Raw genomic sequence first — 26,386 nt, 5'->3', positions numbered from 1 at the left:
TCTTCCTTAGTCAAAGATGGTAGCGCCACACTCGGCGCTCGATACCGCGCGACGCATCACGCTGAACAGTTCACGGCCCCACCCCTCTTGTTCCAGAGTGAGGTCAATCTCGGCCTGGGTACGGCCACTCAAATCGGTCAGGCAGTCGAGGCTGCCGTTTACCGCATCAACCCGCAGCAGGTCGCCGTCAGCAAGCAGGCCGATGGCCCCGCCGTGCAGCGCTTCCGGGGTGACGTGGATGGCGGCCGGGATCTTGCCGGAGGCACCGGAGAGGCGGCCATCGGTGACCAGCGCCACCTTGTAACCCGCCTTCTGCAGGTTGCCGAGCACCGGCATCAGCTTGTGCAGCTCCGGCATGCCGTTGGCGGCCGGGCCATTGTGGCGCACCACGATCACGGCGTCCTGATTGAGATCACCCGCCTTGTAGGCCGCTTCCACCGCATGCTGGGAGGAGAAGACCCGCGCTGGCGCTTCAATCACCCGATACTCGGGAGCCACGGCAGAGACCTTGACCACGGCACGGCCCAGATTGCCCGCCAGCAGCTTGGTGCCGCCGGTGGCCTGGAATACGCTGCCGGAAGGTGAAAGCACGCTCGCATCGCCGCTCTCGCCCACCGGCTGCCACACCAGCTGGCCATCGACCAATGCCGGACGGCTGAGGTAATCCTGCATCTCGCCAAAGACCGGAGTGGCATCCATGTGGATCAGCCCCTCTTGCGCCAGACGGCGCATCAGGCCGGGCACGCCGCCTGCCTGCTCGAAGGCGTTTACATCGGCCGGGCCGTTCGGGTACATGCGAACCAAGAGCGGCACCACGTCGGAGAGATCGCTGATGTCATCCCAGGTCAGTACCAGACCGGCGGCGCGGGCCAGCGCCACCATGTGGATGCTGTGGTTGGTACTGCCGCCGGAGGCGAGCAGGGCCACCAGTCCGTTGACCAGCGAGCGCTCGTCCAGCACCTCGCTCAGCGGGCGATAGGCCGGGGAACCCGGGATCATGGCGCTGATGCGGCGGGCCGCTTCGGCGGTCAGGGCGCGGCGCAGCTCGCTATGCGGATGCACAAAGGCTGAGCCCGGCAGCATCAGGCCCATGGCCTCGAACACCAGCTGGTTGGTGTTGGCGGTGCCGTAGAAGGTGCAGGTACCTGCCGCGTGGTAGGCGCCGCACTCCATCTCCAGCAGGGCATCACGGCCCACTTCACCGGCGGCGTACTTCTGACGCACCTTCACCTTCTCGTCATTGCTGATGCCGCTCGCCATCGGGCCGGCAGGAACAAATGCCGTCGGCAGGTGAGCGTGGGAGAGGGCCCCCATGATCTGACCCGGAGCGATCTTGTCGCAGATGCCGAGCAGCAGGGTGGCATCGAAGGTGTTGTGAGAGAGCGACAGCGCGGTCGCCTGGGCGATCAGGTCGCGGGAGAAGAGGGACATGTCCATTCCCGGCTGACCCTGAGTCACGCCGTCGCACATGGCGGGCACGCCGCCAGCGACCTGGGCACTGTGGCCCAGCTCGGCCAGCACCGCCTTGATCTGATCCGGATAGCCCTGATAGGGCTGATGGGCGCTCAACATATCGTTGTAGGCGGTGACGATGCCGACGTTGGCGCGGGTCATATCGAGAATGCGACCCTTCTCGTCACTGCTGCAGGCGGCCACGGCGTGGGCCAGGTTGCCGCAGGCCAGCGCGGCGCGGGTCTTGCCCTGCTCTGCCTGACGCTGGATGCGGGCCAGAAATGCCTGACGACGGACGACACTGCGCTCGCGGATGCGGGCGGTGACGTCGGAAATTACCTGATGAATCATTGGGCTTGCTCCAATGCAGTGACGGCGCGGTCAACCACCTGTTCGAAGGTGCCGTCTATATCAATGTGGAATACACCGGCTTCGCCATCCGGGCGCTCCAGAGTATCGAACTGACTTTGTACCATGCTTTCACGCATGAAGTGGCCCTTGCGGGCACGCATCCGCTCGAGGATCAGCGGCTGGCTGCCATCGAGGAAAATGAAGCTGACCGACTCGTTGCCTTCGCGGATCTGGTCGCGGTACTTCTTTTTGAGGGCGGAACAGACAATGATGCCGGTCTCGTTCTTCTGCTCGAGACTGTAGGCGGCGTCGCGGATCCGCTCCAGCCAGGGGGCACGATCCTCATCGTTGAGGGGGTTGCCGCCAGCCATCTTCTGGATGTTGGCCTTGGGGTGCAGGTCATCACCATCGATGAACTTGGCGCCCAGCGCTTCGGCCACTTTCAGACCCACGCTGGATTTGCCGCTACCACACACACCCATCACGATAATGCACTTACCCGCCATAATTTGACCTCTGTCCCACTTTTCAAAAAACCAGCTGTTGATGGGTTCTAATCTAACACGTTACCGGTAACATGTTACCGGTAACGATTAAAAATGTGAAGTCTGCCACAGACTGAGCAAACCCATAGTCACCTGGGCATATGATGTTGAGCCCTTGCCATAAATCTAAATAAATCATAAAGATATGGTTTGCCGACGGATCGGCAAGGTGTCACGACTGAACTTGGAAAAAGGAACGCATAACAATGTCTGACCTCTCCCTGATCATGACAGCCGCCGGCTCGATTGTGCTGCTGCTCTTCCTGGTGATGAAGGCCCGGCTCCACGCCGTGGTAGCCCTGATCCTGGTCTCCATGGTGGCGGGTCTCGCCGCTGGCATGAACCCGGCCGATATTGCTGCCACCATCCAGAAAGGGATGGGTGGCACCCTCGGTTTCGTCGCCGTGGTGGTGGCGCTGGGCGCCATGTTCGGCAAGGTGATGGAAGTGACCGGTGCCCTCGACCGGGTGGCTCACACTCTACTCGGCAAGTTCGGCGTCAAGCGCGCCAACTGGGCCATGGCCCTGACCGGCTTTGTCTGCGCCCTGCCGCTCTTCTTTGACGTGGCCGTGGTGCTGCTGATCGGTGTCGCCTTCGCCATCGTCCGTCGTGGCGGCGGCAGCGTGGTGAAGATCGGTATCGCTCTGCTGGCGGGTATCGCCACTTGCCAGGCCTTCCTTATCCCGGCGCCGGGCCCGATCCTGGTGGCATCCCAGCTGGGTGCCGACTTCGGCTACATGATCCTGTTCGGCCTGATCGCCGCCGTACCGGCACTGATCCTGGCGGGCCCGCTGTTCGGTGACTTCATCAGCAAGATCGTCGATGTACCGCTGCCTGCCGATGCCCAGAACAGCGTTCACGATGACAGCAAATCCCTGCCCTCCTTCGGGCTGGCCATGGGCCTCATCGGTTTGCCGCTGCTGCTGATCGGCCTCAAGACCATCGTCGGTCGCTTCGTCGAGGCGGGCTCCACCCTGCACAACTGGCTGGAGTTCATCGGCCACCCCTTCACCGCCATCATGGTCGCCTGTCTGGCCGCCTTCTATCTGCTGGGTATTCGCCGCGGCATGTCCCGTGACGAGGTGATGAGCGTCTGCAACAGCGCCATCCAGCCCGCCGGTGTCATCATCCTGGTGACCGGTGCCGGTGGCGTGTTCAAACAGGTACTGGTTGATTCCGGCGTAGGCGCCGCGCTGGGCAACATGCTGGCCGACTCCGGTCTGCCCATCGTCGCGCTGGCCTTCATTCTGGCCGCTGCGGTACGGGTGATTCAGGGCTCTGCCACCGTCGCCATGCTGACCGCCTGCGGTCTGGTGCTGCCGATGCTGGAGCCGCTCGGCCTGAACGGTGCCCAGCTGGCTGCCGTCACCATCGCCATCGGCGGCGGTGCCATCGTGCTCTCCCACGTCAACGACTCCGGTTTCTGGCTGGCCAACCGCTACCTCGGCCTGACCGAGAAGCAAACCCTGCAGACCTGGACCGTGATGGAAACCATCATCGGCACCACCGGCGGCGTGATGGCGATGATCATCTATAGCTTCCTCTGACAAGGGCGAAATGCTGACAAAAAGGCCTCACTCGTGAGGCCTTTTTCATCTTTCTGATGATTCTTTCTTTGGCTGAGAGGGCGAGATTGCTAGAATCGCCTATTCATCGCTCCGAGTGGAACGCTTAACCCCGTGATTTCAGGTTTATCTATGCATTCATCGGCCCATTATCGACAACTGCTGGCGCGCCTGCCCCAGATCGCCGTCGCTGCGGATCAGTTTGAAGTGCTCTACAGCGCCCAGGATTTCAAACGCCGCATTCTTGCGCTTATCGCCAGTGCCACCCGGCGCATCTATCTGGTCGCGCTCTATCTGCAGGATGACGAAGCGGGCCGGGAGATCCTCTCCGCCCTCTACGCCGCCAAGCAGCGCAATCCGGCCCTCGACATCAAACTGTTCGTCGACTTCCACCGTGCCCAGCGCGGCCTGATCGGCAAAGGCAAGCAGGGCGGCAACCACCTGATGTATCAGGCCATGGCTGCCGAACACGAGCACCAGATCGAAATCTACGGTGTGCCGGTCAAAGGGCGCGAGCTGCTCGGCGTGCTCCACCTCAAGGGCTTCATCTTTGATGATGTGGTGCTCTACTCCGGTGCCAGCCTCAACGACATCTACCTGCACCAGCAGGATCGCTACCGCTTCGATCGCTATCACCAGATCACCAGCCCGGAGCTGGCCCGCAGCATGGTCAACTATGTGGATGACCTGTTCGTGAAGAGCGACGCGGTGCAGCGACTGGATCACAGCGATATCCCCAGCGCCAAACAGCTGAAGGGGCCGATCCGCCGCTTCAAGCAGAACCTGCGCCAGAGCCATTACCGTTTCAGCACCATGCCGGTCAACACCCAGGAGGTGGCCGTCACCCCCATGGTGGGTCTGGGCAAGCGCAACAATCAGCTCAACCTGATGATCCGCAATCTGGTGCGCGCCACCGAGCGGGAGATCTTCATCTGCACCCCTTACTTCAACCCGCCCAAGGAGTTGAGCAAGGATATCGAGGATCTGCTGCAGCGCGGTTGCAAGGTGACCATCGTAGTGGGCGACAAGACCGCCAACGACTTCTTCATTCCGCCGGAAGAGAAGTTCTCCACCATCGGTGGCCTGCCCTATCTCTACGAGACCAACCTGCGCAAGTTTGCCGAGCGCAACCAGCGCCACATCGACGACGGTCGCCTCAACCTGATGCTCTGGTGTTGCGAGCGCAACTCCTACCATCTCAAGGGGATCTTCGTGGATGACGAGTGGGCCCTGCTCACCGGCAACAACCTCAACCCCCGCGCCTGGGCACTGGATCTGGAGAACGGCCTGCTGGTACACGATCGTCGCCACCTGCTGCGCCCCCAGTTCAACGCTGAGCGGGAGAACATCCTGACCAACACCAAGCGGATCAGTCACTTCGATCAGGTGGAGCAGATCCAGGACTACCCGGAACAGGTGCGCAAGCTGCTGGGACGGATCCACAGGGTCAAGGCCCATCTGCTGCTCAAACGCATCATCTGACCCTGGGCGCCATGCGCCCGCACCTTGCCTGTTGGCAACCACACAAAGGCCTCCCGTTTTCGGCAGGCCTTTGTTATATCCGCCGTTTCCCCCGCCTTGGCGGCCCTGCCAGCAGCAACTCGGCTTGCATCGGCCCCTCAACAACCCCTATCATCTGGACATATTTACAGTGTTTTCGGGCATCTAATTGATGAAATTGGATAAAATTCCTCTCGATAGCCTCAAGGGTGTCGGCAGCAAGATGCTGGAGAAGCTCGAGCGGCTGGGGCTGGCCACGGTACAGGATCTGCTGTTCCACCTCCCCCTGCGCTACGAGGACCGTACCCAGGTGTGGCCCATCGGCGATCTGCCGCCCGGCCTGCACGGCGCCGTCGAGGGCGAAATCCAGGACACTCAGCTGGTGATGGGGCGCCGCCGCATGATGGTCTGTCGCATCAGCGATGGCACCGGCACCCTCACCTTGCGCTTCTTCAACTTCACCGCCGCCCAGAAAAACAGTCTGGCGGCGGGCCGTCTGATCCGCTGCTTTGGCGAGGTGCGCCCCGGCAAATACGGGCTGGAGATGGCCCACCCCGAGTACAAGCTGCTCGGCGAAGAGCAGGCCGGTCAGACCGAAGAGGCGCTCACCCCCGTCTACCCGACTACCGAAGGACTGCGCCAGCTCACCCTGCGCAACCTCACCGATCAGGCGCTGGCCCAGCTCGACCTCTATGGCGTCGAGGAGCTGCTGCCCGCCGGCCTCTATCCCCACCAGATTGAGCTGGCCGCCGCTCTGAAATTGCTGCATCGCCCGCCTCCCTCGGTGGCGCTGCCGCTGCTGGAAAGCGGCCAACATCCGGCCCAGCAGCGACTGGTACTGGAGGAGCTGCTGGCGCACAACCTCTCGGTCCTCAAGGTGCGCGCTCAGGCACAAACCCAGCTGGCCCGCGCCCTCAAACCGGCGCCCGAGCTGGTCGAACAGCTGCTCGGCGCCCTGCCGTTCAAGCCCACCGGCGCCCAGAGCCGGGTGGTGGCCGAGATAAGTAAGGATCTGCAACAGAGCCACCCCATGATGCGGCTGGTGCAGGGGGATGTGGGCTCCGGCAAGACCCTGGTCGCGGCGCTGGCCGCCCTGCAGGCTATCGGCAACGGCTGTCAGGTGGGGCTGATGGCGCCGACCGAGCTGCTGGCGGAACAGCACGCCATCAACTTCGCCAAGTGGCTGGAGCCGCTCGGCATCGGAGTCGGCTGGCTGGCGGGCAAGCAGAAAGGAAAGGCGCGGGAGGAGGCGCTGGCCGCCATCGCCGATGGCAGCGTCAAGATGGTGGTGGGTACCCACGCCATCTTTCAGGAGCAGGTGGTGTTCCAGCGTCTGGCGCTGGTCATCATCGATGAACAGCACAGATTCGGGGTGCATCAGCGCCTCGCCCTGCGCGAGAAAGGGGAGCGGGAAGGGGTACATCCCCATCAGCTCATCATGACCGCCACCCCCATCCCCCGCACCCTGGCGATGACCGCCTATGCCGATCTCGACACCTCGGTCATCGACGAGCTGCCGCCGGGCCGAACCCCCATCACCACAGTCGCGCTGCCCGACAGCCGTCGCGGCGATGTGATCGAGCGGGTCAAGCTCGCCTGCACCGAGGGCAAGCAGGCCTACTGGGTCTGCACCCTGATCGAGGAGTCGGAGGTGCTGGAGTGTCAGGCTGCCGAGGATACCGCCGCCGAGCTGCAAAACCTGCTGCCGGGGCTGCATATCGGGCTGGTGCACGGCCGAATGCGGCCGGTGGAGAAACAGCGGGTGATGGAGGAGTTCAAGGCAGGCATACTGCAACTGCTGGTCGCCACCACCGTCATCGAGGTGGGGGTGGATGTGCCCAACGCCAGCCTGATGATCATCGAGAACCCGGAGCGACTGGGACTGGCGCAGTTGCACCAGCTGCGCGGCCGGGTTGGCCGGGGTGCGGTGGCCTCGCACTGCGTGCTGCTCTATCATGCCCCCTTGTCCAAGACGGCCCAGAGCCGGCTCGGGGTGCTGCGGGAGACCAACGACGGCTTCCTCATCGCCCAGCGCGATCTGGAACTGCGCGGCCCGGGGGAACTGCTCGGCACCCGCCAGACAGGTCTGGCCGATCTCAAGATCGCCGATCTGGTGCGGGATCAGCCGCTTATTCCGCAGGTGCAAAAAATGGCGCGCTTCCTTATGGATAGGCACCCGAGTCATGTCGAACCCTTGATACGACGCTGGCTCGGCTTACGGGATCACTATTCCAATGCCTGATCGAAATAGATGCAGAAGATGGGCACATCTCCTTATGGATAGGCATCCGAGTCATGTCGAACCCTTGATACGGCGTTGGCTCGGTCTGCGAGACCACTACTCAAACGCCTGACAACACACCCCAAAACAGGAGGAAAGCAACCATGAATTCCTGGCTACGCGGCCTGCTCTACACCTTCGCCTTCCTGCTGCTGTTTGTCTGGGTTGCCCTCGGCCTGTTCGACGCCGAGCGCGCCAAAGGCCCCATCGCCAGCTGGATCAGCCAGCAGACCGGCGTGCCGGTCACCATAGGGCGACTGGTGTTCAACCCGCTCCACCCTTACACCCTGCTGGCAGAGCAGGTACGCTACGGCGATGCAGTCTCCCTCGACAAGATCTATCTGGAGATCGAGAGCATCGACTGGCTGAGCCGCGACGTGCGCATCGCCCATCTCGATCTCATTCGTCCCGCCATCAAGCTGCCGCTGCCTCAATCGTTATCCAATCTGCTACCGAGCCTGCCGGTGCACTCCCTCACCATCAGTGACAGCACTATCGATCGCCTCAGTCTGGAGAGCCCCGAGCTGACCCTGCGCGGTCTCAACGCCACCCTGAGCGACTGGGAGCTGATCGATCCGAAACGGCAGCCACAGGCCAACCTGAGCCTCAATATCGGCCAGCTGGAGACCCCGCAATTAACCTTCGCCCGTCTCAACCTGCAAGGACGGCTGGAGGGGGAAGTGCTGCGCAGCGACAAGCTGGTGACCAACCTGTTCGACGGTCTGCTGGAGACCGGCATGGTCCTGGACTGGCCCGCCCGCACCCTGCAACTGCACGATCTCAAGGCGCGCGGCATGCGGGTAGAGCTGGGTGACCTGACACAGCAAGGCTTTCCGCAGCGCTTCCCGTTGCAAAGAGTGTCGCTGGATCGCGGTCAGCTGGACGGCGTCAGCCTCAACGACATCAATCAGGAGCTCTCCTTCAACAACTTCAGCGGCCAGCTCACCGCCTTCAACTGGCAGGCGGGCAACCAGCCCACCGGCTATCTGAGCGGCACCCTGGGCGACATGGGCCGTGGTCTGTTCCAGCTGGAGGAGATCAAGGGCAAGCTCGCCTTCTCGCCCCAGCAGATCGACGGCGAACTGCAGGGCAAGGCCTATGAAGGGGCGTTCAATGTCGAGCTCTCCCTCGATACCCAGCAGCAGAAGCTGACCCTGAAAGACGTGGCGCTAAGCGGCATGGATATCAGCCTGCCACAGGGGTGGTGGCAGGATTGGCAGGGCTGGCTCCCGCAGCAGGTCGATATCCGCAAGCTGGCGTTCGACAAGCTTAAGGTGCTCTCCTTCGACGATTCCATCCCTCTGTCGCTGACCGGCTGGCAGCTCTATCTGAGCGATCTCGCCCTGCGCGATAACCAACCCGGCCCGCTGCTCGGCCGTGCCCGTATCGAGAGCAAGTGGTTCGAGCTGGTGTGGGATGGCCTCAGCGCCCGCAACGGCGAGCTGGATGGGGAGCTGACCCCCAGCTCCTGGCAACTGGGCAAGCTCACCAGCTCGCTGCCGGATGAGGGCAGCCTCAGCATGAGCGGCCAGTGGGGCCGCGAACCAGGCCAGAGCAGCCGCCTCCAACTGCAGGCGACCAAGCTGGATCTGCAGCAATGGGGCAAGATACTCCACTCCCCGGTCTCCTTCGCTGGCAAGGCGGACGTGAGCGCCGACCTGCAAGCCGAACACGGCAAGACAGCTGGCGAGTGGCGCCAGACCCTGCAGGGCAGCTTTGCCCTCGATGCCGACGAGCCGTTCTGGGACAAGGTGAAGATCGACCCGCTGCTCGATGAGTGGTTCAAGGGGTCGACCCCGCCCACCCTGACGCCGGATCAGCTGTGGCAGGCGATGCAGGAGGGTGACACCCCCTTCTACCGCATCAAGCTGCAGGGCAAGATCGACAAGGGGCAACTACAAGTCGAGCAGGCTGGCGCCTCCACCATCACCCATCTGCTGGCGCTGCAAGGGGGGATCGATCTGGTCAACGAGCAGTGGCAGCTGGATCTGGGGATCCTCAACGGCAACCGCTGCGCCGAGCTGCTCGGCCAGTGGCGCGGGCCGCTGACGGAACCCACGCTGGCCTGGAGCTTCCCGCAGAAGCAGGACGCCTGCGGCTGGGAGGTGGGGGTACGCTATCCACCACAAGGCAACAGCGCCCCGCTCTGGCGACCGGCTCCCGCAACGAAAGCCCAAGCCCAAGCCGAGCAGGCGACCAACAGCCCGCAAGGGTAAAAACAGACAAGGCCTCATGATGAGGCCTTGTTGTTTGATGGGGAAACGACGCGGTTACTGACCCGGGCGGCGGGGCGGCTGCACCACATAGTGACCGCAAAACTCCGCCGCCAGCTTGCCGCCGCTGAACAGCTGGATCTTGAGGCTGAAGGTGGCAGGCTCCCCCCGTTTGAGCGGCTGCAGCACGGCGGGCATCCCCTCGCGGGCCACTCGCGCCTCGGGCTCCTCATCGACCGGGCCATGATATTTGATGGTGCTCTCGGCCAGCACCGGCTCGCCCACCAGCCCCTCCTCTTTAAGCTGCAGCCAGATCAACCCCCAGCCCGCCAGCACACACTGGCTGTAGACACTGCCGGCGAACATGCTGCCATGCACGTTGAAGTTGGCCGCCAGATTGGCCTTGAGGTGGAAAGTCTGGCCATCGTAGTGGCTGATGTGCATCCCCATCTTCTCGCTGATGGGCACCCCGCGCGACCAGCGGGTGGTGAGATCCTGACACCACTCCGGCCGATACTGGATGGTCTGCAACGGGCTCAGGGATTTGATCATCTGACGATGGGGAATGCGGCCAAAGGAGACGGGGCCGCCCCCCACTTCGAGAAAACCGCACTTGCGATAGAACTCCACCGCCTCCTGACGGGCGTTCATCACCAGCCGTTTCACCTTCTCGCTGCGGGCCAGCTGCTCGAGATCCTCCACCATTCGGGCGCCCAGCCCCTGGCCGCGATATTCGGGACGCAGCGCCATAAAGCGGATCTGCGCCTCGTCGCCGCCGATAAAGAGGCGCCCCACCGCGATGGGGGTGCCGTCGGGTGCCAGCATCAGCCGGTGAATGGCAACAGTGTCGTATTCGTCCCGCTCGGAACCGACGGGCAGATTGAAGGGTTTACGCAGAAGCTCCCAGCGTAACTGGTAATAGGCATCCAGCTCGGCGGCTGTCTGAGGGGTGACTACCCGATACATAGTTTCATCCTTGAGTTTGCGCCGACTGGCAGATGGAAGGGCTTACACAGACGTTTCCAGCGCAGCTTGCAGTAAGTACCCGGCTCGGCGCCGTTTGGGGGGTGACCACCCGGTACATAGATCGATCCTTGAGTTACACTGGTCGGAAACCATCTTGCCGTGCAAATTCATGGACTTCAATCTGCAAGCGTACCAAGCCGATCACTTGTTGCACCTCAGCGTCAAACCCCAGCGCCGCCTCACGGTACAGGAAAATGACCAGCACCGCTGGCTGGAGATAGACGGCGTGGTGCAATCCGCCATGTCGCTCGCCGACCCCGCGACCCTCTGTCTGCCCCATCAGCGGGTCATCGCCTGCCTGCTGCCGGAGCGGGCTGAGCAGATCCTCGAACTGGGGTTGGGTGGTGGTGATCTCACCCGCCATCTGAGTCAGCGTTGGCCCGATGCCCGCCACGAGTGCGTTGACCTCGACGAAGAGGTGCTGACCGTTTATCAGCAGTTTTTCCAGCATCAGGAGAGCGATGAACGCGCAGCTCCAGCACTCCATCAGGCCGATGCCCTCGCCTTTCTCGAGCAGAGCGAGCAGCAGTACGACCTCATCCTGCTCGATCTCTTCAGTCAGGATGGCAACCCGCTGCTGCTGTTTCAGGAGCGGCTCTACCGGGCGCTGGCTCCCCGCCTCTGCGGCACTCTGGTGATCAACCTGCTGCCGCGCACTGCACTGGAGCTAACCCACGCCCTGACACTGATAGAACAGTGGATTGGCCCCGCCACCCCCTATCCGGTTGCGGGGCTTATCAACGTGATCGTCCACGTCACACCGCGGGACGAAACATCCTCAGACCTGTAGCCAGAAGGTCGTTGGCCCCTCGTTGACCAGCGCCACCTTCATGTCGGCGGCAAAACGGCCGGTTTCGGTCGGGATGCCGCTGGCGGCGGCCTTGGCCACGATGTAGTCATAGAGCCGCTCGGCCTCACTCGGGTGAGCACCGCAGGAGAAGCTGGGGCGCATCCCTCGCTTGGTATCCGCCGCCAGGGTGAATTGGGAGACAACCAGCAGACTGCCGCCGATCTGGCTGACATTCAGGTTCATCTTGCCCTCCTGATCCGGAAAGATGCGATAACCACTGACCCGATGCAGCAACTTGTCGGCCTTGGCCTCATCATCCCCCTGCTCCACCCCGAGCAGCACCAGCAATCCCTGACCGATGGCGCCGGTCACCTCCCCCTCGACAGTCACGCTGGCCTCGCTGACCCGCTGAATCAATGCAATCACATCCCTCTCCTTTGAAAACAGAACGACCGCCCCCTCGTAGGGGCGGTCGTCGATGCTACCAATAAACCGGTGGGCAAGGCGATGGCTTAGCCAAGCTCCTCACTCGCCGGTTTCTCATATTCACCGAGGCAGGCCGTGGTTTCAGCCCCCAGCAGCACCACCAGCCAGCTGAGATAGACCCAGACAAACAGGATCGGGATGGTGGCCAGCGCGCCGTAGATGGCCTGATAGGAGGGGAAGTTGGTGATGTAGATGGCAAAACCGCGCTTGGCCAGCTCGAACAGGGTCGCCGCTACCAGCGCACCGATAAAGGCGTGGATCAGCCGCACCTTGCAGTTGGGTACCACGGTATAGACCAGCAGGAAGGTGAGCACCGAGAAGAGGAACGGCAAACCGCGCAACAGCAGATAACCGATACCGAACAGGCTCTCGGCGCCAAACAGTCGCAGCGAGAAGATGTAGGAGGAGATGGCGATACTGGCCCCGATAAGCACGGGCCCCAGGGTGAGGATCATCCAGTACATGGCAAACGCCTGTGCCAGCGGGCGGCCCTGGGTCGAGCGCCAGATGTAGTTGAGGTTCTTGTCGATGGCGGAGATCAGCATCAGCGCCACCACCACCAGCGCCCCAATCCCCACTGCCGTGGTGTTGGTGGCATTGGCGACGAAGCCGTCGATGTACTCCTTGAGCATGTCTCCCGCAGTCGGCACGAAGTTGTGGTAGACGAACTGCTCTATCGCCTGCTTGAGGCTCTGGAACACCGGGAAGGCGGACATCATGCCAAAGACCACGGCGATCATCGGCACCAGTGAAAGCAGGGTGACATAGGCCAGATAACCGGCGGTAACCGTCAATCTGTCCTGCTGGAAACGGCCCCAGACAAACTGGGCAAAGTGGCGACCATCATGGCGCAAGAAGGAGAGGGCGTGGGCCAAACGGCCACTGACAGGCTGCTGCATCTTGATTCTCGTTAGCGTCATAGTGGCAATATTGTGTCAGAGGAGAGAGCTGTTTGACCACCTTTGAACCCGATTTGCCTCCATATGCCCCAACCTGTTACCCGGCTGGCGTCTCTGGCTGTCGCCAGAAGCAGAGATAAAAACGGCCCCGCTATGGGGGCCGTTTGCAACGCCGGATTACAGCATGTAGTCCGCAGGCAGCTCGATGCGGGCGACGCCGGAGGCCACCGCCGCCAGCGCCACGGCGCGGGCAACCCGTGGCAGCAGACGGGCATCCATCGGCTTGGGAATGACGTAATCCTTGCCGAAGGCGAGCTCGTTCACCCCGGCGGCGGTCAGCACCTCGGCCGGCACCGGCTCCTTGGCCAGCGCGCGGATCGCCTCGACCGCAGCAATCTTCATGGCATCGTTGATGCGGCTGGCGCGGGCGTCGAGGGCACCACGGAAGATGAAGGGGAAGCAGAGCACGTTATTGATCTGGTTCGGGTAGTCGGAGCGGCCAGTGCCCATGATGAGGTCGCTGCGTACGGCGTGGGCCAGCGCAGGCTTGATCTCCGGATCCGGGTTGGAGCAGGCGAAGATCACCGGATTGGGCGCCATCAGGGCGACCGCTTCGGCGGGCAACACGTCGGGGCCGGAGACACCAACAAACACATCCGCCCCTTCGATGACATCCATCAGGGTGCGCAGCGGGGTCTCGTTGGCGAAGCGCTGCTTGTACTTGTTGAGATCGCTGCGGCCGGTGTGGATGACACCCTGACGATCCAGCATGAAGATATTGTGCGCCCTGGCGCCACACTTGATCAGCAGATCCATACAGGCGGTGGCAGCAGCCCCCGCCCCCATGCAGACGATGCGGCTGTCACTGATCTGCTTGCCCTGCACTTCCAGCGCGTTGAGCAGACCGGCTGCGGTAACGATGGCGGTACCGTGCTGGTCATCGTGGAACACCGGAATATCGCAGCGCGCGATCAGCGCCTGCTCGATCTCGAAACACTCAGGCGCCTTGATATCTTCCAGATTGATGCCACCGAAGGTATCGGCGATAGCCGCCACCGTGTCGATAAACTGCTGGCTGGTCTCGTGCTTCACCTCGATGTCGATGGCGTCGATGCCGGCGAAGCGCTTGAACAGCAGGGCCTTGCCCTCCATCACCGGCTTGGAGGCCAGCGGTCCCAGATTGCCCAGACCCAGAATGGCGGTGCCGTTGGAGATGACGGCCACCAGATTGCCCTTGCCGGTATAGCGGTAGGCATCGGCCGGGTTGGCGGCGATCTCGCGCACCGGCTCGGCAACACCAGGGCTGTAGGCCAGCGCCAGATCGCGGGCGGTTTCGGCAGGCTTGGTCAGGGCGATGGCAATTTTGCCCGGTACGGGCAGGGCGTGGTAATCGAGTGCTTCTTGACGCAGATCGGACATGGGGGACCCCGATGTGGTTGGTGCAAATGAGGTGCCGACAGGGGGCACGCAGAAGGGCGGGGATCATAAAAGAAAGCGGTGGGCATGCCCAGCAGATCATGCTGTCACCAGCCAGATCAGACCAGTTATTTCAGCACCTTACCCCACCCACACCTACCACTTTAGTTATAGATCCTGCTGTATGGGGGTAAAAATGGTGCAAAAAGGGCGGCAAGTTGGCCTTGCCGCCCTTTCTGTCAGAGTTGTAGACCTGACTCAGTTGCCCAGATAGACCGGCAACAGATTTGCCATCGACAGGAAGTGGAACAGCGCGGTCGCCAACCCGAACAGGATCAGCAGCCAGGCCATCAGCTTGCCGCCGGGGGTAACGAAATGGGGAGTCACTTCGCCCCGCTCGGCCCGCGCCCGGGTGCGCAGCACCAGCAGTGCCGGGATGATGCAGGTCCAGATGGTGGCGGCGGCACCGGCATAGCCGATGGCCAGCAGGAAGCCGAACGGGAAGAGCAGGGAGAGCAGCAGCGGCGGCAGGAAGGTGACCGCCCAGGTCTTGCAGCGACCGGCGCGGCTGTTGTCGAACTTGAACAGATCAGCCAGATAGTCGAACACCCCGAGCCCCACCCCGATAAAGGAGGAGAGGATGGCCGCCATGGAGAAACCGTTGATGGCACTGGCCACCTTCTCCGATTCGATCACCCCTGAAAGCGCGGAGAGCAGCACACTCACATCGCCCCCCTTGGCAATCACCGGAGCAAAATCCTGACGGGGCAGGTTGCCGAAGATCCCCAACAGCCAGAGCACGTAGAGCGCCAGCGCGATCAGGGTTCCTCCCAGAATGGCCCATCTGGCCTGCTGCTCGTTCTGGTAGTAGGCACGCAGGGAGGCCACCGAGTGGTGATAGCCGAACGAGGTGAGCGCCACCGGCAGCATCGCCATAGCATAGGGAGCGTAGCGGCTCTCGCTGCCCGCCAGATCGAGCAGGGTCGGCAGCTTGATACTGCCGAGCAGACCGGCCACACCGAGGGCGAAACTGAGGATCATGAAGGCGATCAGCACCACAGAGATGCGGTCAACGGCGCGGGTAGAGTGCCACACCACCGCAGAGAAGAGCGCCACGAACAGCACGGACGCGAGCTTGCTGTCGATCCCCAGTATCCCCTGCAGGATGGCACCGGAGGAGGTGATATAGGCGTAGAGCAGAATACCGCCAACAAAGTAGACCGAGAGGTTGTTGAGGAGATTGAGCTTCTCCCCCAGCAGCTCGCGAGTCACGGTATTGAAGGAGACCCGCATATCGTGGTGCTGGAAGGATTCCAGCAACATCCAGCCGGAGAGGGTCATCATCACCATGGTGACGGTCAGCGCCAGCACCGACCAGAGGGTCCAGGCCCCCGCCCCCGAACTTGGCAGACCGAGCATGCCGGCCCCCACGCAGACGCTGGCAATGATGCAGGCGCCCCCCAAAATTGACGGTTTTTTCTTCATAATCCCTTCTTTTTCTGACTGATTATCTATCCGCGGTAAACAAGACCGCGGCATGATGCCAGCCTTTGCCATGAGACGCCTACCACTATCTGCCATAACCGGGCATGGCCGCCGCATAAAAAATGCCCAAAACGGGGCACTCTATAAGCGGAAATGGTGTGAAGAGGGGTTAATCCATCACCGGGATACCTGCCCTGGCTTCGGCCTGACGGGCGATGGCCTCGGTCATCCCCTGAAAAATGAAGAGGTGGAACGGCAGCATGGCGAGCCAGTAGGCCAGCCCCCAGGCGCCCTGCGGGTGCCAGTGAGCGGTGACCCGGATGCGGGTCAACCCGGACTCCTCCGGCAGGATGTTGAACTCCAGCCGCCCGACACCCGGGGCCTTCATGTTGAACAAGAGATCAAGCCTGCGCCCCTCATCCACCCCGAGGATCTGCCAGGAGTCGAGCATGTCCCCCTTCACGAAACGATCGGGATTGGTGCGGCCACGGGTGCGGGCCGGGCCGCCGATCAGATGATCCATCCATTCACGCACCACCCACAGCTCGTTCATGTAGAAGTAGCGCTGCTCACCCCCCAGCTGCTGCAACACCTGCCACACCACCTCGGGCGAGGCGAGGCAGATGGCCTCGCCGCTGGCGGTACGGTCGTAGAAGCCATATTCGGGATGGCGCCAGCGCAGGCCGAGCGGCGTCTCCTGCCCCTGCTGTTCGGCACCCAGCTTCTGCTCCAGCGCCAGACTCTCCGCCAGCGCCTCGTCGAAGCTGAGCAGAGTCTGGGGCAGCAGGGCACGCAGCGGGCCATCGTCGGCCGGAATATCGTGCTTGAGACCGCCCACCAGCGCCTTGGCCACCGGCTGCGGCACAGAGGTGACAAACTGCAGCCACCAGGCGGAGAGGCGCGGACTCAGAAACGGGATGGGAATGATGGGGCAGCGCTTGCCGATATGGGCGGCAAACTTCTGCAACTGCTGCTGATAGCTGAGCAGCTCGGGGCCGACCGCATTGAAAATGCGGCCATCCACCTCGTCGGCCTCCACCAGCCCGCCCAGATAGTGCAGCAGATTGGACAGCGCAATGGGCGGCGTGCGCGAGCGCACCCACTTTGGCGTCACCATCAGCGGCAGGTTGAACACCAGATCCCGCATCACCTCGAACGCCGCCGAACCGGGCCCGATGATGATGCCAGCGCGCAGCTCCACCGTCGGCACACCGGAGTCACGAAACAGCTCGCCGCAATGGCGGCGGGAGTTGAGATGGCGGCTGTTGCACTGCTCGGGCTGGATTGCCCCGAGATAGATGATGCGACGCACCCCTGCAGCACGAGCGGCGGCGGCGAAGTTCTTCACCCCCTGCTGCTCCAGCCGGTGAAAATCGGCCCCCGCCCCCATGGCATGCACCAGATAGAAGACTGTGTCTATGTTCGCCAGCGCAGGCAGCAGTGTGATCGGCTTGAGGCTGTCGGCGAGGCGAAACTCGACCCCCTCAGGCAAGCGGCAGGGACGGCGCGCCCCGGCAATAACCCTGTAGCCCAGGGTTTGCAGGTGAGGCACCAGATAGGAACCGATATATCCTGCCGCTCCCATCACCAGACAGTTACGCATGCGTGCAGCCCTCAGCATCATTGATGCAAGGGGCGCCAGACAGGAATCCACCATAGCCCGCCTCGCCCATCACCAGACAATTTCTCATGTAATTCTCCCTATCCTCACCGATGCAGCTTGTCAGTCAGCCAGCGTGCGCCGCGTTACCTGAAAATGTTCAGCTACAGCGCCACTATCCAGTCTTTTGCCATCCTGCCACGCCACCACCTTGCAACCTAGTACTAACCACTTCCCTGATTAGTCCGATTTGGTGTTAAGCCTTGCTCATTGGCTGGTCGATAACTGACCAGATGTATAGCGCCGAGGGCGAACGTATGCGCATCGATCACTACGACCTCCAGGGGGAGGTGCAATACCGGCAACAACAGGTCCAGAGCCGCAAGGTGCGCAACCTCGGGCCAGTGCCACCCGTCGTCAATCCACCGGAAGGCAACAACGCGGCAGTGGCCGGCGAACGCAGCAGCACCCTGACCCTCACCAGCGCCCTGACGCTGCAAACCGCGAGGCAATCCGCCGCCAGTCAGCAAGCAGCAACACCTCCCGCCCCGCCCGCAGCGGACGTCGGCAAAGAGCAGGATGGCATTCCCGACGATGGGCTGGATAACCGCCAGCGACTGATCAAGCTGATGATCGAGGCGATGCTGGGCCACGAAATCGAGCTGCCCAAGCCGATCAAACCCTCCGAAGAGGGAGGCGATGGAGTGACCCAAGGAGACGCCGCGGCTCAAGCCGCCGAGCCGGATCAACTGGTGGAGGTGACTGACACCCTGCTGCAACAGGAGCAGCTCAACGTGGTGGCATCGGCCAGCGTAGCGACTCGGGATGGTCAGACTATTCAGCTCGATCTCGGCTTTGTGCTCGACTGGCGCCAGCTGGAGGTGAGCCAGCGGCGCACCACCCTCAATGCCCTCAAAGATCCGCTGGTGCTCAGTCTGGATGGCAAGATTGCCGATCTGACCGAGGCACGGGTCACTTTCGATATCGATCAGGATGGCAAAGAGGATAGCCTGCCGGGCTTGAGTGAAGGGAGCGGCTTTGTGGCGCTGGATCGCAATGGCAACGGCACCATAGACGATGGGGGCGAGCTGTTTGGTGCACGCTCCGGCAATGGCTTCGGCGAGCTGGCAACCCTGGATGAGGATGGCAACGGGGTGCTGGATGAGGGGGATAGCCAGTTTTCAGCCCTGCAGTTCTGGCATCCCGAGCACGCCCCTATCGCTCTGGTGGAGCTGGGGATCGGCGCCATCCTGCTACGCCCCCTCGACACCCCCTTCAACCATCTGGGGGAGAGCGGCAATCAGGGGGTGCTGCGCCAATCCGGCCTCTATCTCACCGAACAGGGTAAAGGAGGCTGGGTGCAGCAGATCGATCTGCGGGTCTGAACCCCGCACCCGCATGGCAAACCCGGTCGCTGACGAGAGCTGCCAGCGACCGGCTCCGGCACCATCAACTCAGCTCGGTGGGGTCGATATCCAGACTCCAGCGCACCCTTTTGGTCTCAGGCCAGCCTTCCAGCTCCTTTACCGCCCAGTCCAGCAGTTGGGCCAGCGGTGCCCGGTTCGGCCCCTGCACCAGCAACTGCATCCGGAACTTGCCCGCCTTGCGCTCCATAAAGCCGCTGATGGGCCCCAGCACCTGAACGTGGGGATAGCGGGCGCTGAGCAGGGTATCGGCGAGGCGGGCGAGGAACAGCTGCACCTCGTCACGGCCATTGGCCTCGGCGCGGAACAGCCCCTGATAGCTGAACGGCGGCAGCCCCAACAGGCGGCGCTCTTTCAACGCCGTATCGGCGAAATGGCCATAACCGTTCTGGGTCAGATCCTGCAGCAGGGCATGTTCCGGATGGTGGCTCTGCAGCACTACCAACCCGGGTTTGCTGGCGCGACCGGCGCGGCCCGCCACCTGGGTGTAGAGCTGGGCCAGCTTCTCAGCTGCGCGAAAATCGGCGCTGAACAGGGCACCATCCACATCCAGCAGACCCACCAGCGTCACATCCGGGAAGTGGTGGCCCTTGGCCAGCATCTGGGTGCCGATCAGGATCTTGTACTTGCCCGCCTTGATGTCGCCGAGATGGGCCTCCAGCTCCCCCTTGCGACGGATGTTGTCCCGATCGATGCGCACCACCGGATATTGCGGGAACACCGTCGTGAGCAGCTGCTCCAACTGCTCGGTGCCCACTCCCGATCCGATCAGCTCGTTGCTGCCACACTCGGGGCAGTGGTGGGGCAAGGGGCGCACGCTGTCACAGTGGTGACAGTGCAGCCGTCGTCCGGCCTGATGCCAGGTGTACCAGGCATCGCAACGCTCGCAAGCGGCGCTCCAGCCGCACTGGTGGCAGATCAGAGCCGGGGCATAGCCACGGCGGTTGAGAAACAGCATCACCTGATTGCCCGCCGCCAGATGCTCCGCCATCAGCTGCTCCAACTGGGGGGAGAGCCCGGCCTGCAGCCGCACGCTCTTGATATCCAGGATCACCTGACGGGCGGTCTGGGCGTTACCGGCGCGACGGGTCAGGGTGAGATGGTGATACTTGCCGGTGCGGGCGTTGTGCAGCGTCTCCAGCGAAGGGGTGGCCGAGCCAAGCAAAATGGGAATACCGGCACGATGGGCCCGCATCACAGCCAGATCCCGCGCGTGGTAGCGAAAACCGTCCTGCTGCTTGAAGGAGCCGTCGTGCTCCTCGTCGATGATGATGATGCCGAGGTTGTGAAACGGGGTGAACACCGCGGAGCGGGTACCGATCAGGATGGCGGCGGCGCCGTCGCGGCAGGCGAGCCAGGCGTCGAGCCGTTCCCGATCGTTCATAGCAGAGTTCATCGCCACCACCGGCACGTTGAAGCGGCGCCGGAAGCGGTTGATGGTCTGCGGGGTAAGACCGATCTCCGGCACCATCACCAGCGCCTGTTTGCCCGCCTTGAGCAGGGGCTCGAGGATGCTTAAATACACCTCGGTCTTGCCAGAACCTGTGATGCCATCGAGCAGGAAGGCACCGAACTTGTTGCTCTGGCTGGTAACGGCAGAGACGGCCAATGCCTGTTCGCCGTTGAGGCGCAGCCCCTCCCCCGGCTCGAAACGGGCAGCCCAGTCACCATCGTGGCTCGGCTCCAGCGAGCGCTTCTCCAGCAGCCCCTTCTTCTCCAGCGCGGTGAGAGCTGCGCTCTGGATCTCCTCCTGCTTGAGGGCGGAAGGGGTCTGCGGCCCCTTGCGCAGCAGGGCGAGCGCTTGCTGCTGCTTGGCCGCCCGCTTGAGCTCGTTGATGTCGATAGTCATGCCCGCCTCGGTGGCAAACCAGAACTCCAGTTCACGATAAGCGGCAGGCTCCCCCTTGCGCACCAACACCGGCAGGGCGTGGGGCAGCACTTCCCCCAGCGGATGCTGATAGTAGCTGGCGCTCCAGTTCATCAGCGCCAGAATATCCGGCCCCAGCACCGGCGTCGCATCGAGTACGCGCTTGATGGGCTTGAGCTTGTTGCGGGGCACCTGGCTGTCGGCCGGATGATCAACCACCAGCCCGACCAGGGTCTGGGGACCGAAAGGGATCTCGACCCGGCAACCGGGGGCAGGTAACGGCAGGGGAGAGAGATAGTCGAAGTGACGGCGTAACGGTACCGGGACAGCGACACGAACCAGATCCAGCGTTTGGGAAGAATTCACCAGGGGTTGCCTATTTTTTCTGCGAAGCCACTTGCCTGATCTCAGGCATTTCCTATATTATTCGCAGCCTTTGAAACTGTGTTCAACAATCGTGTGGTGTCCGACAAGAGATCGGATGGCGACACGGCCTATTAATTGAGGTTGTCCATGAAAGCTGGTATCCATCCTGACTACGTAGCCATCACCGCCAAGTGCTCTTGCGGTAACGTCATCAACACTTTCTCTACCATCGGTAAAGATCTGAACCTGGACGTGTGCTCCGAGTGCCACCCGTTCTACACCGGCAAGCAGAAAGAAGTTTCTAGCGGCGGCCGCGTAGACAAGTTCAACAAGCGTTTCGGTGCGATGACCACCAAGAAGTAATTTTACTTCTGAAGAATTCTGAAAAAGGCGCCCAATGGGCGCCTTTTTTACGATCCCTGTTTTTCATCCTTCATGTTCCCACAGCCAGACGCACTCTCCCCTACTGGCCAAATCCTTTGGAACGACGCAAATAGACATACCCCTCACCCGGGCTGCCCCAGCGCGGGCTCCCTGCGTTGTCATAGGCGCGATCCAGCAATCTGACGCTATCGGGGCCAATCCAGATATGCTGCACCAGCGTCGTGGCACCGCCAAAATCGGTGGAGCAATGGCCCACCCGGGTATGACCGGCATATTCGCCGGAGGGGGTGCGGGTCAGCCAGATCTCGCAACCGTGGCGCAAGGAGAGCTGCTGCGGGGTCAGACTGTCGAGCAGGGCGGGATCATGCCAGGCACCGGCAAAATCGGTGGCACGGGGCATGGTCAGCTCTGCCATCAGGATCCTCCCGTCAGGGGCGGGTGAGAAGCGATAGATGCGCTGGCGGAAGGGACGGACGGAGCGCATGCTCAGATACTGCTCGGCATAGACCCAGCGATAGCCCTGATAGCCGGGCCAGATCTCCATCAAGCGCAGCTCGGCACTGGTAAAGCGGCTGTCGTAACTGGCCTGCTCCCGGCTCGTAAAGGCCCCGTTGAACCAGCTGAGTAGCGGCTCCATGCCGAGCTTGAGTGGGGTAGCCTGAGGCGCCGAACCTGCCAACACCAGACAGGAACAGAGCAGCCCGAATACGGCCACCAGCAACTTTGCCATCGAATCCTTCCGAATCATCATAGTGGCGGCGATTATATGAGCGAATTACCCCAATAACAGCCATTACGATCAAATCATTGCCACTCTGGTGCAAAAACCTCACAAGGATGCCAGTCCGCTCACTAAACCCGATATTTTGCCACCGCCTTGTTGAGCAGCTGGGCCTGCTCGTTGAGACCCTCGCTGGATCTCGCATTTTCCTCTGCCATGATGCTCGACTCCTGGGCGATGTCGCGGATGTTGTTGACGTTGCGGTTCACCTCGTTGGCCACCAGACTCTGCTGTTCGATGGCGGCGGCAATCTGGGTGCTCATGTCCATGATGTTGGTAACATCCTGAGTGATCTGCCCCAGCAACTCCCCTGCGGTACTGGCCTGATCCGAGCTGCGGTTGCCCTGCTCGCGGCAGGTCGCCATTACCTCGACGATGCTGCCGGTCTGTTTCTGCAGCGAGCTGATGATGCCGGCAATCTCCTGGGTCGATTTCTGGGTACGGATGGCCAGATTGCGCACCTCATCGGCCACCACCGCAAAGCCGCGCCCCTGATCCCCTGCCCTGGCTGCTTCTATAGCCGCGTTGAGGGCCAGCAGGTTGGTCTGCTCGGCAATGCCACGGATCACGTCAAGCACAGAGCCGATGGTCTCGCTCTCTTTTTGCAGCTGGCTCACCTCGCGGGATGAGCTCTCCAGATTGCCCGCCAGCGAGCGGATCTGCTCGACAGTATTCTCGACCGCAGCCCGCCCCTCCATCGCCTTGTTGTTGGTCGCCTGCGCATTGTTGGCCGCCTGCTCGGTGTTGCGGGCGATCTCTTCGATGGTGGAGCCCATCTCGGTGGACGCGGTCGCCACCATGTCGGTCTCCTGTAGCTGGCGCGCCGCCCCTTCACTGGTGCGTTTGACGTTGGCCGAGAGGTGATCCGCCGCTTCGGTCAGGGTGTGCACGCTCTGCTTCACATCGCCAATCAGGTTGCGAAACCCGCCCAGCATCACGTCGAGATTGCCTGCCAGCTGGGCCATTTCATCTGCCCCGCGCAGCTCTATCTTCAGGCGCAGGTCATTATCCTGACGAATGCGGTTGACGGTATCATTCACCTGAGTAATGGGACGGTCGATGCTGCGCCCCAGCAGCACGCTCATGATGCCGATCAGCACCACAATCACCCCGCCACAGACCAGCATCAGGCTGTTGAGGCGAGCGCTCTGCCGCTCCAGCTCAGCGACAATGTGCTGATCGACGGCGGCAAACCCCTGTTCGGTCTGATGCACCAGATCCCGCATCTGGTTACGCAGCCCTTCATCCTCTTTCAGCCCCAGTACCTGCATCCCCTGCACCAGCGCCACAAAGTCCTGCCGGTACTGCTTGCTGGCCTGCTCCAGCTTGCCGCGATCCGCCTCCGGCAAAGTGGCAAGGCTATCCTGAAAACTCTTGTGCAAGGTCTCGAAACGCTCCAGATACTGGATATCGGAGCGCAGCATAAAGTCTTTCTCCGCCCGCCTCAGTTGCAGCATGGTGATGAGCAACCCCTGCTGATCCAGCTGCTTGAGCCCATTCTCCACCTCATGCACCGCCGCCCGCAGCTTGCCATAGAGCCCCTCCTCTGGCCCCAGACCAATCTTCTGCTGCTGGGCCACCAGATCGTTGAAGGCTTTGCCATAACCGCTGATCTGCTGATCCAGTCTGGTCAGCTCCCCCTCGACGGCCGCCAGATTGTCATCAGTCACCAGCTCCCGGTTGTGCTGGTGAAAGTCAGAGAGCCCCTGATTGAAGCGCTCGACGAAGGTCATATCCTTGCGGATCAGAAAATCCTTCTCGGCCCGCCGCAGGTTGAGCATGGCGATCTCCAGCTGGTCGATATTGCGCTGAGCTTCGGTCAGGTGACGGTGCACCTGGCTGGAGTAGATAAACAGGCCGCTCAGTACCAGCATGGCAACGGCAACCAGCACGGTATTCAGGATCAACTTATGACGGATAAGCACGATGGACCTCTCGCAAACAGACAGTGAACTGCATTGAGCTTATGCAGAAAAGCGGCGACAGGTGATCTGTGCAAGGAATATTCATTGAAATGCCACACCCACTCCTTATACTGGTTGCACCTGTTTCCAGCCGTGGATTTGACACTATGGAATACAATACTTCTGAACTGTGCGACATCTATCAGGACATGGTGGATGTGCTTGAACCCATGCTCTGCTCCTTCGGCGGCCGTGCCTCTTTCGGCGGCGTCATCACCACCGTCAAATGCTTCGAATCGAATGGTCTTATCCGTGAACTCGTCAAAGAGAACGGACTGGGACGCGTCTTGCTGATCGATGGCGGTGGCTCCATGCGCCGCGCCCTGATCGACAGCGACATCGCCACCACGGCGGCCGAGAATGATTGGGAAGGGATTGTCTGCTACGGCTGCGTCCGCGAAGTCGATATTCTGGAAGATCTGGATATCGGCATTCAGGCACTGGCAGCCATTCCGGTCGGTGCCGACAGCAAGGATGTGGGGGAGACCGATCTGCCGGTCAACTTCGGTGGCGTGACCTTCCTGCCCGACGACCACTTATACGCCGATACCACTGGGGTGATCCTCTCCCCCGAGGCTCTCGATATCGAGTAAGCCACAGACAGCGTGATGACGGGAGCCTTGGCTCCCGTTTTTTTATGCCTACAACTTGCTGAAAAATGGCAAAAAAAGAGGGCCAGATAAACTGGCCCTTAACTGGAAGCAATGTGAGCAATGTCGTGCCTTCACAAGAAGTCCATCACGTTGGAACGAATGAAGTCTTTCCCGGAAAACAAGTTAACAATAATCATTCTCATTTAAGTAGGCAAGCGCTATTTGCAGAAAGTGCAAAAAAATTGACCACCGCGAAGGGTGGTCAATCTGGTCAGGCTTGCCGGGTGGCCGTTTGCAGGCTGGATAATCCGGCCTCGCCCACCAGCTTACGGCTGAGGTAGCGCAACAAGACACCGTAGAGCGGCACGAATAAACCAAGGCTTATCAGCAACTTGAATACGTAATCAACGGTTGCGATCTCGACCCAGTGCTCAGCCATGAAAGGATCTGTGGTGCGCCAGAAGGCCACACTGAAGAAAGCGATGGTATCAACCAGATTACCGAACAGGGTGGAGGCCGCAGGTGCAATCCACCACTGCTTGAGCAGACGCAGCCGGTTGAACACCACCACATCCATGAACTGCCCTACCAGATAGGCCATAAAACTGGCCAGCGCGATACGTGCCACAAACAGATTGAATTCGGCCAGATGACCAACGCCCTGGAAGCTCCCTTCGAAGAAGAGCACAGAGAGCGCATAGGAGACCGCCAGCGCAGGCAGCATCACGGTCTGGATAATCTTGCGTGCCAGACCGGCACCGAAGATCCGCACCGTCAGGTCAGTGGCCAGGAAGATAAACGGGAAGCTGAACGCGCCCCAGGTGGTATGGAAGCCAAACACGGTGATCGGCAGCTGCACCAGATAGTTGCTGCTGGCAATGATCAGGATGTGGAACAACGACAGGCGAACGAGCGCCGTTTGGTACTGCGCAGGGGTCAGATTCATCTTGTGACCTTTTTGGTTAATGGGGTTAGGGAACCCATATCGCCACCATTGGCGATAATCGAGGGGCGAGATTATACGCCCCCAAACCGATAGTTCAATCTTTATGCGATTACGCTTGTCCAGGTTGGCCAGCGGCAGAGCAGGCCTTGTGGGCGATAGTCACGCCTTGTGCTGTCTGGCGAGCCAGAGCAGCGCCTCCCGATCCGCCGGGCGCACCGCCTCCAGCCAGCAACCGCTGTAGTGTTCATACTCCAGCCGAAACTGGCTCCCTTCAAACTCCAGCAACCAGCTATGGCGGTCAGCCCCCGCATCCTGATCGAGCGGCTGCAGCTCCCACTCTCGCAACAAGTCCTGCGCCAACAGCGGGAACGTGTCCCAGTCGAGCGCCGGGCAATCCAGCGTCACCACGCCAGCTTCGCTATCTACCTGTTTGATTTGCCAACTCATTCCCT

Annotated in this window: 21 protein-coding genes; 8 read left to right on the top strand and 13 right to left on the bottom strand. The window is 61.6% G+C overall.

All coding sequences use genetic code 11. The annotated features are described in order from the left end of the window. Positions 1-6: 6 nt before the first annotated feature. Complete coding sequence (gene edd / locus VF684_RS11745; RefSeq protein ID WP_139440665.1) at positions 7-1,803, bottom strand: phosphogluconate dehydratase; 1,797 nt, start codon at positions 1,801-1,803, stop codon at positions 7-9. After that, positions 1,800-2,309 (bottom strand): gluconokinase, encoded by a 510-nt coding sequence (locus VF684_RS11740; protein WP_005340649.1) that lies wholly within the window; start codon positions 2,307-2,309, stop codon positions 1,800-1,802. The genes edd and VF684_RS11740 overlap by 4 nt, the downstream gene beginning before the upstream one ends. A 245-nt stretch (positions 2,310-2,554) precedes the next feature. Between VF684_RS11740 and gntU the strand changes: the two genes are divergently transcribed. The 4 genes from gntU (at position 2,555) to VF684_RS11720 (ending at position 9,910) form a co-directional block, all read left to right on the top strand. Next, a complete protein-coding gene (gene gntU / locus VF684_RS11735; RefSeq protein ID WP_069527617.1) occupies positions 2,555-3,895 on the top strand; it encodes a gluconate transporter in 1,341 nt (446 codons plus the stop codon). Between the two features lie 150 nt (positions 3,896-4,045). Further along, complete coding sequence (pssA, locus tag VF684_RS11730; protein WP_162516057.1) at positions 4,046-5,395, top strand: CDP-diacylglycerol--serine O-phosphatidyltransferase; 1,350 nt, start codon at positions 4,046-4,048, stop codon at positions 5,393-5,395. 190 nt (positions 5,396-5,585) lie between these two features. After that, positions 5,586-7,655, top strand: a complete 2,070-nt coding sequence (gene recG / locus VF684_RS11725; protein ID WP_162516056.1) for an ATP-dependent DNA helicase RecG — start codon at positions 5,586-5,588, stop codon at positions 7,653-7,655. Positions 7,656-7,798: 143 nt separating this feature from the next. Further along, positions 7,799-9,910 carry an AsmA family protein gene (locus VF684_RS11720; RefSeq protein ID WP_201998611.1) on the top strand — a complete coding sequence of 704 codons (2,112 nt, stop codon included), beginning with the start codon at positions 7,799-7,801 and terminating at the stop codon, positions 9,908-9,910. 54 nt (positions 9,911-9,964) lie between these two features. Here the strand turns inward: VF684_RS11720 and VF684_RS11715 are convergent, their stop codons facing one another. Then, positions 9,965-10,873, bottom strand: a complete 909-nt coding sequence (locus VF684_RS11715; RefSeq protein WP_139440662.1) for a bifunctional GNAT family N-acetyltransferase/hotdog fold thioesterase — start codon at positions 10,871-10,873, stop codon at positions 9,965-9,967. A gap of 169 nt (positions 10,874-11,042) precedes the next feature. Between VF684_RS11715 and VF684_RS11710 the strand changes: the two genes are divergently transcribed. Continuing rightward, positions 11,043-11,723 carry a spermidine synthase gene (locus tag VF684_RS11710; RefSeq protein ID WP_162516058.1) on the top strand — a complete coding sequence of 227 codons (681 nt, stop codon included), beginning with the start codon at positions 11,043-11,045 and terminating at the stop codon, positions 11,721-11,723. Here the strand turns inward: VF684_RS11710 and dtd are convergent. The 5 genes from dtd to VF684_RS11685 form a co-directional block, all read right to left on the bottom strand. Beyond that, entirely contained in the window at positions 11,712-12,149 is a 438-nt protein-coding gene (gene dtd, locus VF684_RS11705; protein ID WP_139440660.1) for a D-aminoacyl-tRNA deacylase, read from the bottom strand. The two genes, VF684_RS11710 and dtd, sit on opposite strands and share 12 nt — an antisense overlap. Positions 12,150-12,235: 86 nt before the next feature. Continuing rightward, a complete protein-coding gene (locus VF684_RS11700) occupies positions 12,236-13,108 on the bottom strand; it encodes a virulence factor BrkB family protein (RefSeq protein ID WP_139440659.1) in 873 nt (290 codons plus the stop codon). A gap of 177 nt (positions 13,109-13,285) precedes the next feature. Further along, positions 13,286-14,527 (bottom strand): malic enzyme-like NAD(P)-binding protein, encoded by a 1,242-nt coding sequence (locus VF684_RS11695; RefSeq protein WP_139440658.1) that lies wholly within the window; start codon positions 14,525-14,527, stop codon positions 13,286-13,288. A gap of 255 nt (positions 14,528-14,782) precedes the next feature. Further along, complete coding sequence (locus VF684_RS11690) at positions 14,783-16,009, bottom strand: aromatic amino acid transporter (protein WP_100652317.1); 1,227 nt, start codon at positions 16,007-16,009, stop codon at positions 14,783-14,785. 169 nt (positions 16,010-16,178) lie between these two features. After that, positions 16,179-17,612 carry a DUF2867 domain-containing protein gene (locus VF684_RS11685; protein WP_162516055.1) on the bottom strand — a complete coding sequence of 478 codons (1,434 nt, stop codon included), beginning with the start codon at positions 17,610-17,612 and terminating at the stop codon, positions 16,179-16,181. A 290-nt stretch (positions 17,613-17,902) separates the two neighbouring features. Here VF684_RS11685 and VF684_RS11680 point away from each other — a divergent pair, with 290 nt between their 5' ends. Next, positions 17,903-18,994, top strand: coding sequence for a hypothetical protein (locus VF684_RS11680; protein ID WP_162516054.1), 1,092 nt, complete (start codon positions 17,903-17,905; stop codon positions 18,992-18,994). A gap of 64 nt (positions 18,995-19,058) precedes the next feature. On the opposite strand, the gene priA is transcribed toward VF684_RS11680, so the two are convergent. Beyond that, a complete protein-coding gene (gene priA / locus VF684_RS11675; protein WP_139440655.1) occupies positions 19,059-21,266 on the bottom strand; it encodes a primosomal protein N' in 2,208 nt (735 codons plus the stop codon). A 147-nt stretch (positions 21,267-21,413) separates the two neighbouring features. Between priA and rpmE the strand changes: the two genes are divergently transcribed. After that, positions 21,414-21,629: a 50S ribosomal protein L31 gene (gene rpmE / locus VF684_RS11670; protein WP_005340673.1), complete on the top strand. Its 216-nt coding sequence runs from the start codon at positions 21,414-21,416 to the stop codon at positions 21,627-21,629. Between the two features lie 100 nt (positions 21,630-21,729). On the opposite strand, the gene VF684_RS11665 is transcribed toward rpmE, so the two are convergent. Continuing rightward, entirely contained in the window at positions 21,730-22,380 is a 651-nt protein-coding gene (locus tag VF684_RS11665) for a chromophore lyase CpcT/CpeT (RefSeq protein ID WP_139440654.1), read from the bottom strand. Positions 22,381-22,502: 122 nt separating this feature from the next. Further along, positions 22,503-24,356, bottom strand: coding sequence for a methyl-accepting chemotaxis protein (locus VF684_RS11660; protein ID WP_139730590.1), 1,854 nt, complete (start codon positions 24,354-24,356; stop codon positions 22,503-22,505). A gap of 146 nt (positions 24,357-24,502) precedes the next feature. Between VF684_RS11660 and rraA the strand changes: the two genes are divergently transcribed. Then, complete coding sequence (rraA, locus tag VF684_RS11655) at positions 24,503-24,988, top strand: ribonuclease E activity regulator RraA (RefSeq protein ID WP_005340678.1); 486 nt, start codon at positions 24,503-24,505, stop codon at positions 24,986-24,988. Between the two features lie 271 nt (positions 24,989-25,259). Here rraA and VF684_RS11650 read toward each other — a convergent pair whose 3' ends face one another. Beyond that, complete coding sequence (locus VF684_RS11650; protein WP_005340680.1) at positions 25,260-25,934, bottom strand: 7-cyano-7-deazaguanine/7-aminomethyl-7-deazaguanine transporter; 675 nt, start codon at positions 25,932-25,934, stop codon at positions 25,260-25,262. A gap of 159 nt (positions 25,935-26,093) precedes the next feature. Further along, positions 26,094-26,381, bottom strand: a complete 288-nt coding sequence (locus VF684_RS11645; protein WP_139440652.1) for a DUF3630 family protein — start codon at positions 26,379-26,381, stop codon at positions 26,094-26,096. Between the last annotated feature and the right edge of the window lie 5 nt (positions 26,382-26,386).

The organism is Aeromonas sp. Lyrl_2, from assembly GCF_051948815.1.
In the GTDB taxonomy this organism is placed as follows: domain Bacteria; phylum Pseudomonadota; class Gammaproteobacteria; order Enterobacterales; family Aeromonadaceae; genus Aeromonas; species Aeromonas veronii.
The sequence above is the reverse complement of the archived record's forward strand: the minus strand, read 5'-3'. Positions and strand labels throughout refer to the sequence as shown.

What these genes read in the sequence shown, in the direction of transcription:
- VF684_RS11680 (WP_162516054.1), top strand. Translation starts at nt 17,903, where the DNA reads ATGTATAGCGCCGAGGGCGAACGTATGCGCATCGATCACTACGACCTC.
- VF684_RS11700 (WP_139440659.1), bottom strand. Translation starts at nt 13,108, where the DNA reads ATGCAGCAGCCTGTCAGTGGCCGTTTGGCCCACGCCCTCTCCTTCTTG.
- edd (WP_139440665.1), bottom strand. Translation starts at nt 1,803, where the DNA reads ATGATTCATCAGGTAATTTCCGACGTCACCGCCCGCATCCGCGAGCGC.
- VF684_RS11690 (WP_100652317.1), bottom strand. Translation starts at nt 16,009, where the DNA reads ATGAAGAAAAAACCGTCAATTTTGGGGGGCGCCTGCATCATTGCCAGC.
- VF684_RS11715 (WP_139440662.1), bottom strand. Translation starts at nt 10,873, where the DNA reads ATGTATCGGGTAGTCACCCCTCAGACAGCCGCCGAGCTGGATGCCTAT.
- pssA (WP_162516057.1), top strand. Translation starts at nt 4,046, where the DNA reads ATGCATTCATCGGCCCATTATCGACAACTGCTGGCGCGCCTGCCCCAG.
- VF684_RS11695 (WP_139440658.1), bottom strand. Translation starts at nt 14,527, where the DNA reads ATGTCCGATCTGCGTCAAGAAGCACTCGATTACCACGCCCTGCCCGTA.
- VF684_RS11650 (WP_005340680.1), bottom strand. Translation starts at nt 25,934, where the DNA reads ATGAATCTGACCCCTGCGCAGTACCAAACGGCGCTCGTTCGCCTGTCG.
- VF684_RS11665 (WP_139440654.1), bottom strand. Translation starts at nt 22,380, where the DNA reads ATGGCAAAGTTGCTGGTGGCCGTATTCGGGCTGCTCTGTTCCTGTCTG.
- VF684_RS11710 (WP_162516058.1), top strand. Translation starts at nt 11,043, where the DNA reads ATGGACTTCAATCTGCAAGCGTACCAAGCCGATCACTTGTTGCACCTC.
- VF684_RS11645 (WP_139440652.1), bottom strand. Translation starts at nt 26,381, where the DNA reads ATGAGTTGGCAAATCAAACAGGTAGATAGCGAAGCTGGCGTGGTGACG.
- rraA (WP_005340678.1), top strand. Translation starts at nt 24,503, where the DNA reads ATGGAATACAATACTTCTGAACTGTGCGACATCTATCAGGACATGGTG.
- VF684_RS11720 (WP_201998611.1), top strand. Translation starts at nt 7,799, where the DNA reads ATGAATTCCTGGCTACGCGGCCTGCTCTACACCTTCGCCTTCCTGCTG.
- VF684_RS11685 (WP_162516055.1), bottom strand. Translation starts at nt 17,612, where the DNA reads ATGCGTAACTGTCTGGTGATGGGAGCGGCAGGATATATCGGTTCCTAT.
- rpmE (WP_005340673.1), top strand. Translation starts at nt 21,414, where the DNA reads ATGAAAGCTGGTATCCATCCTGACTACGTAGCCATCACCGCCAAGTGC.
- recG (WP_162516056.1), top strand. Translation starts at nt 5,586, where the DNA reads ATGAAATTGGATAAAATTCCTCTCGATAGCCTCAAGGGTGTCGGCAGC.
- VF684_RS11740 (WP_005340649.1), bottom strand. Translation starts at nt 2,309, where the DNA reads ATGGCGGGTAAGTGCATTATCGTGATGGGTGTGTGTGGTAGCGGCAAA.
- gntU (WP_069527617.1), top strand. Translation starts at nt 2,555, where the DNA reads ATGTCTGACCTCTCCCTGATCATGACAGCCGCCGGCTCGATTGTGCTG.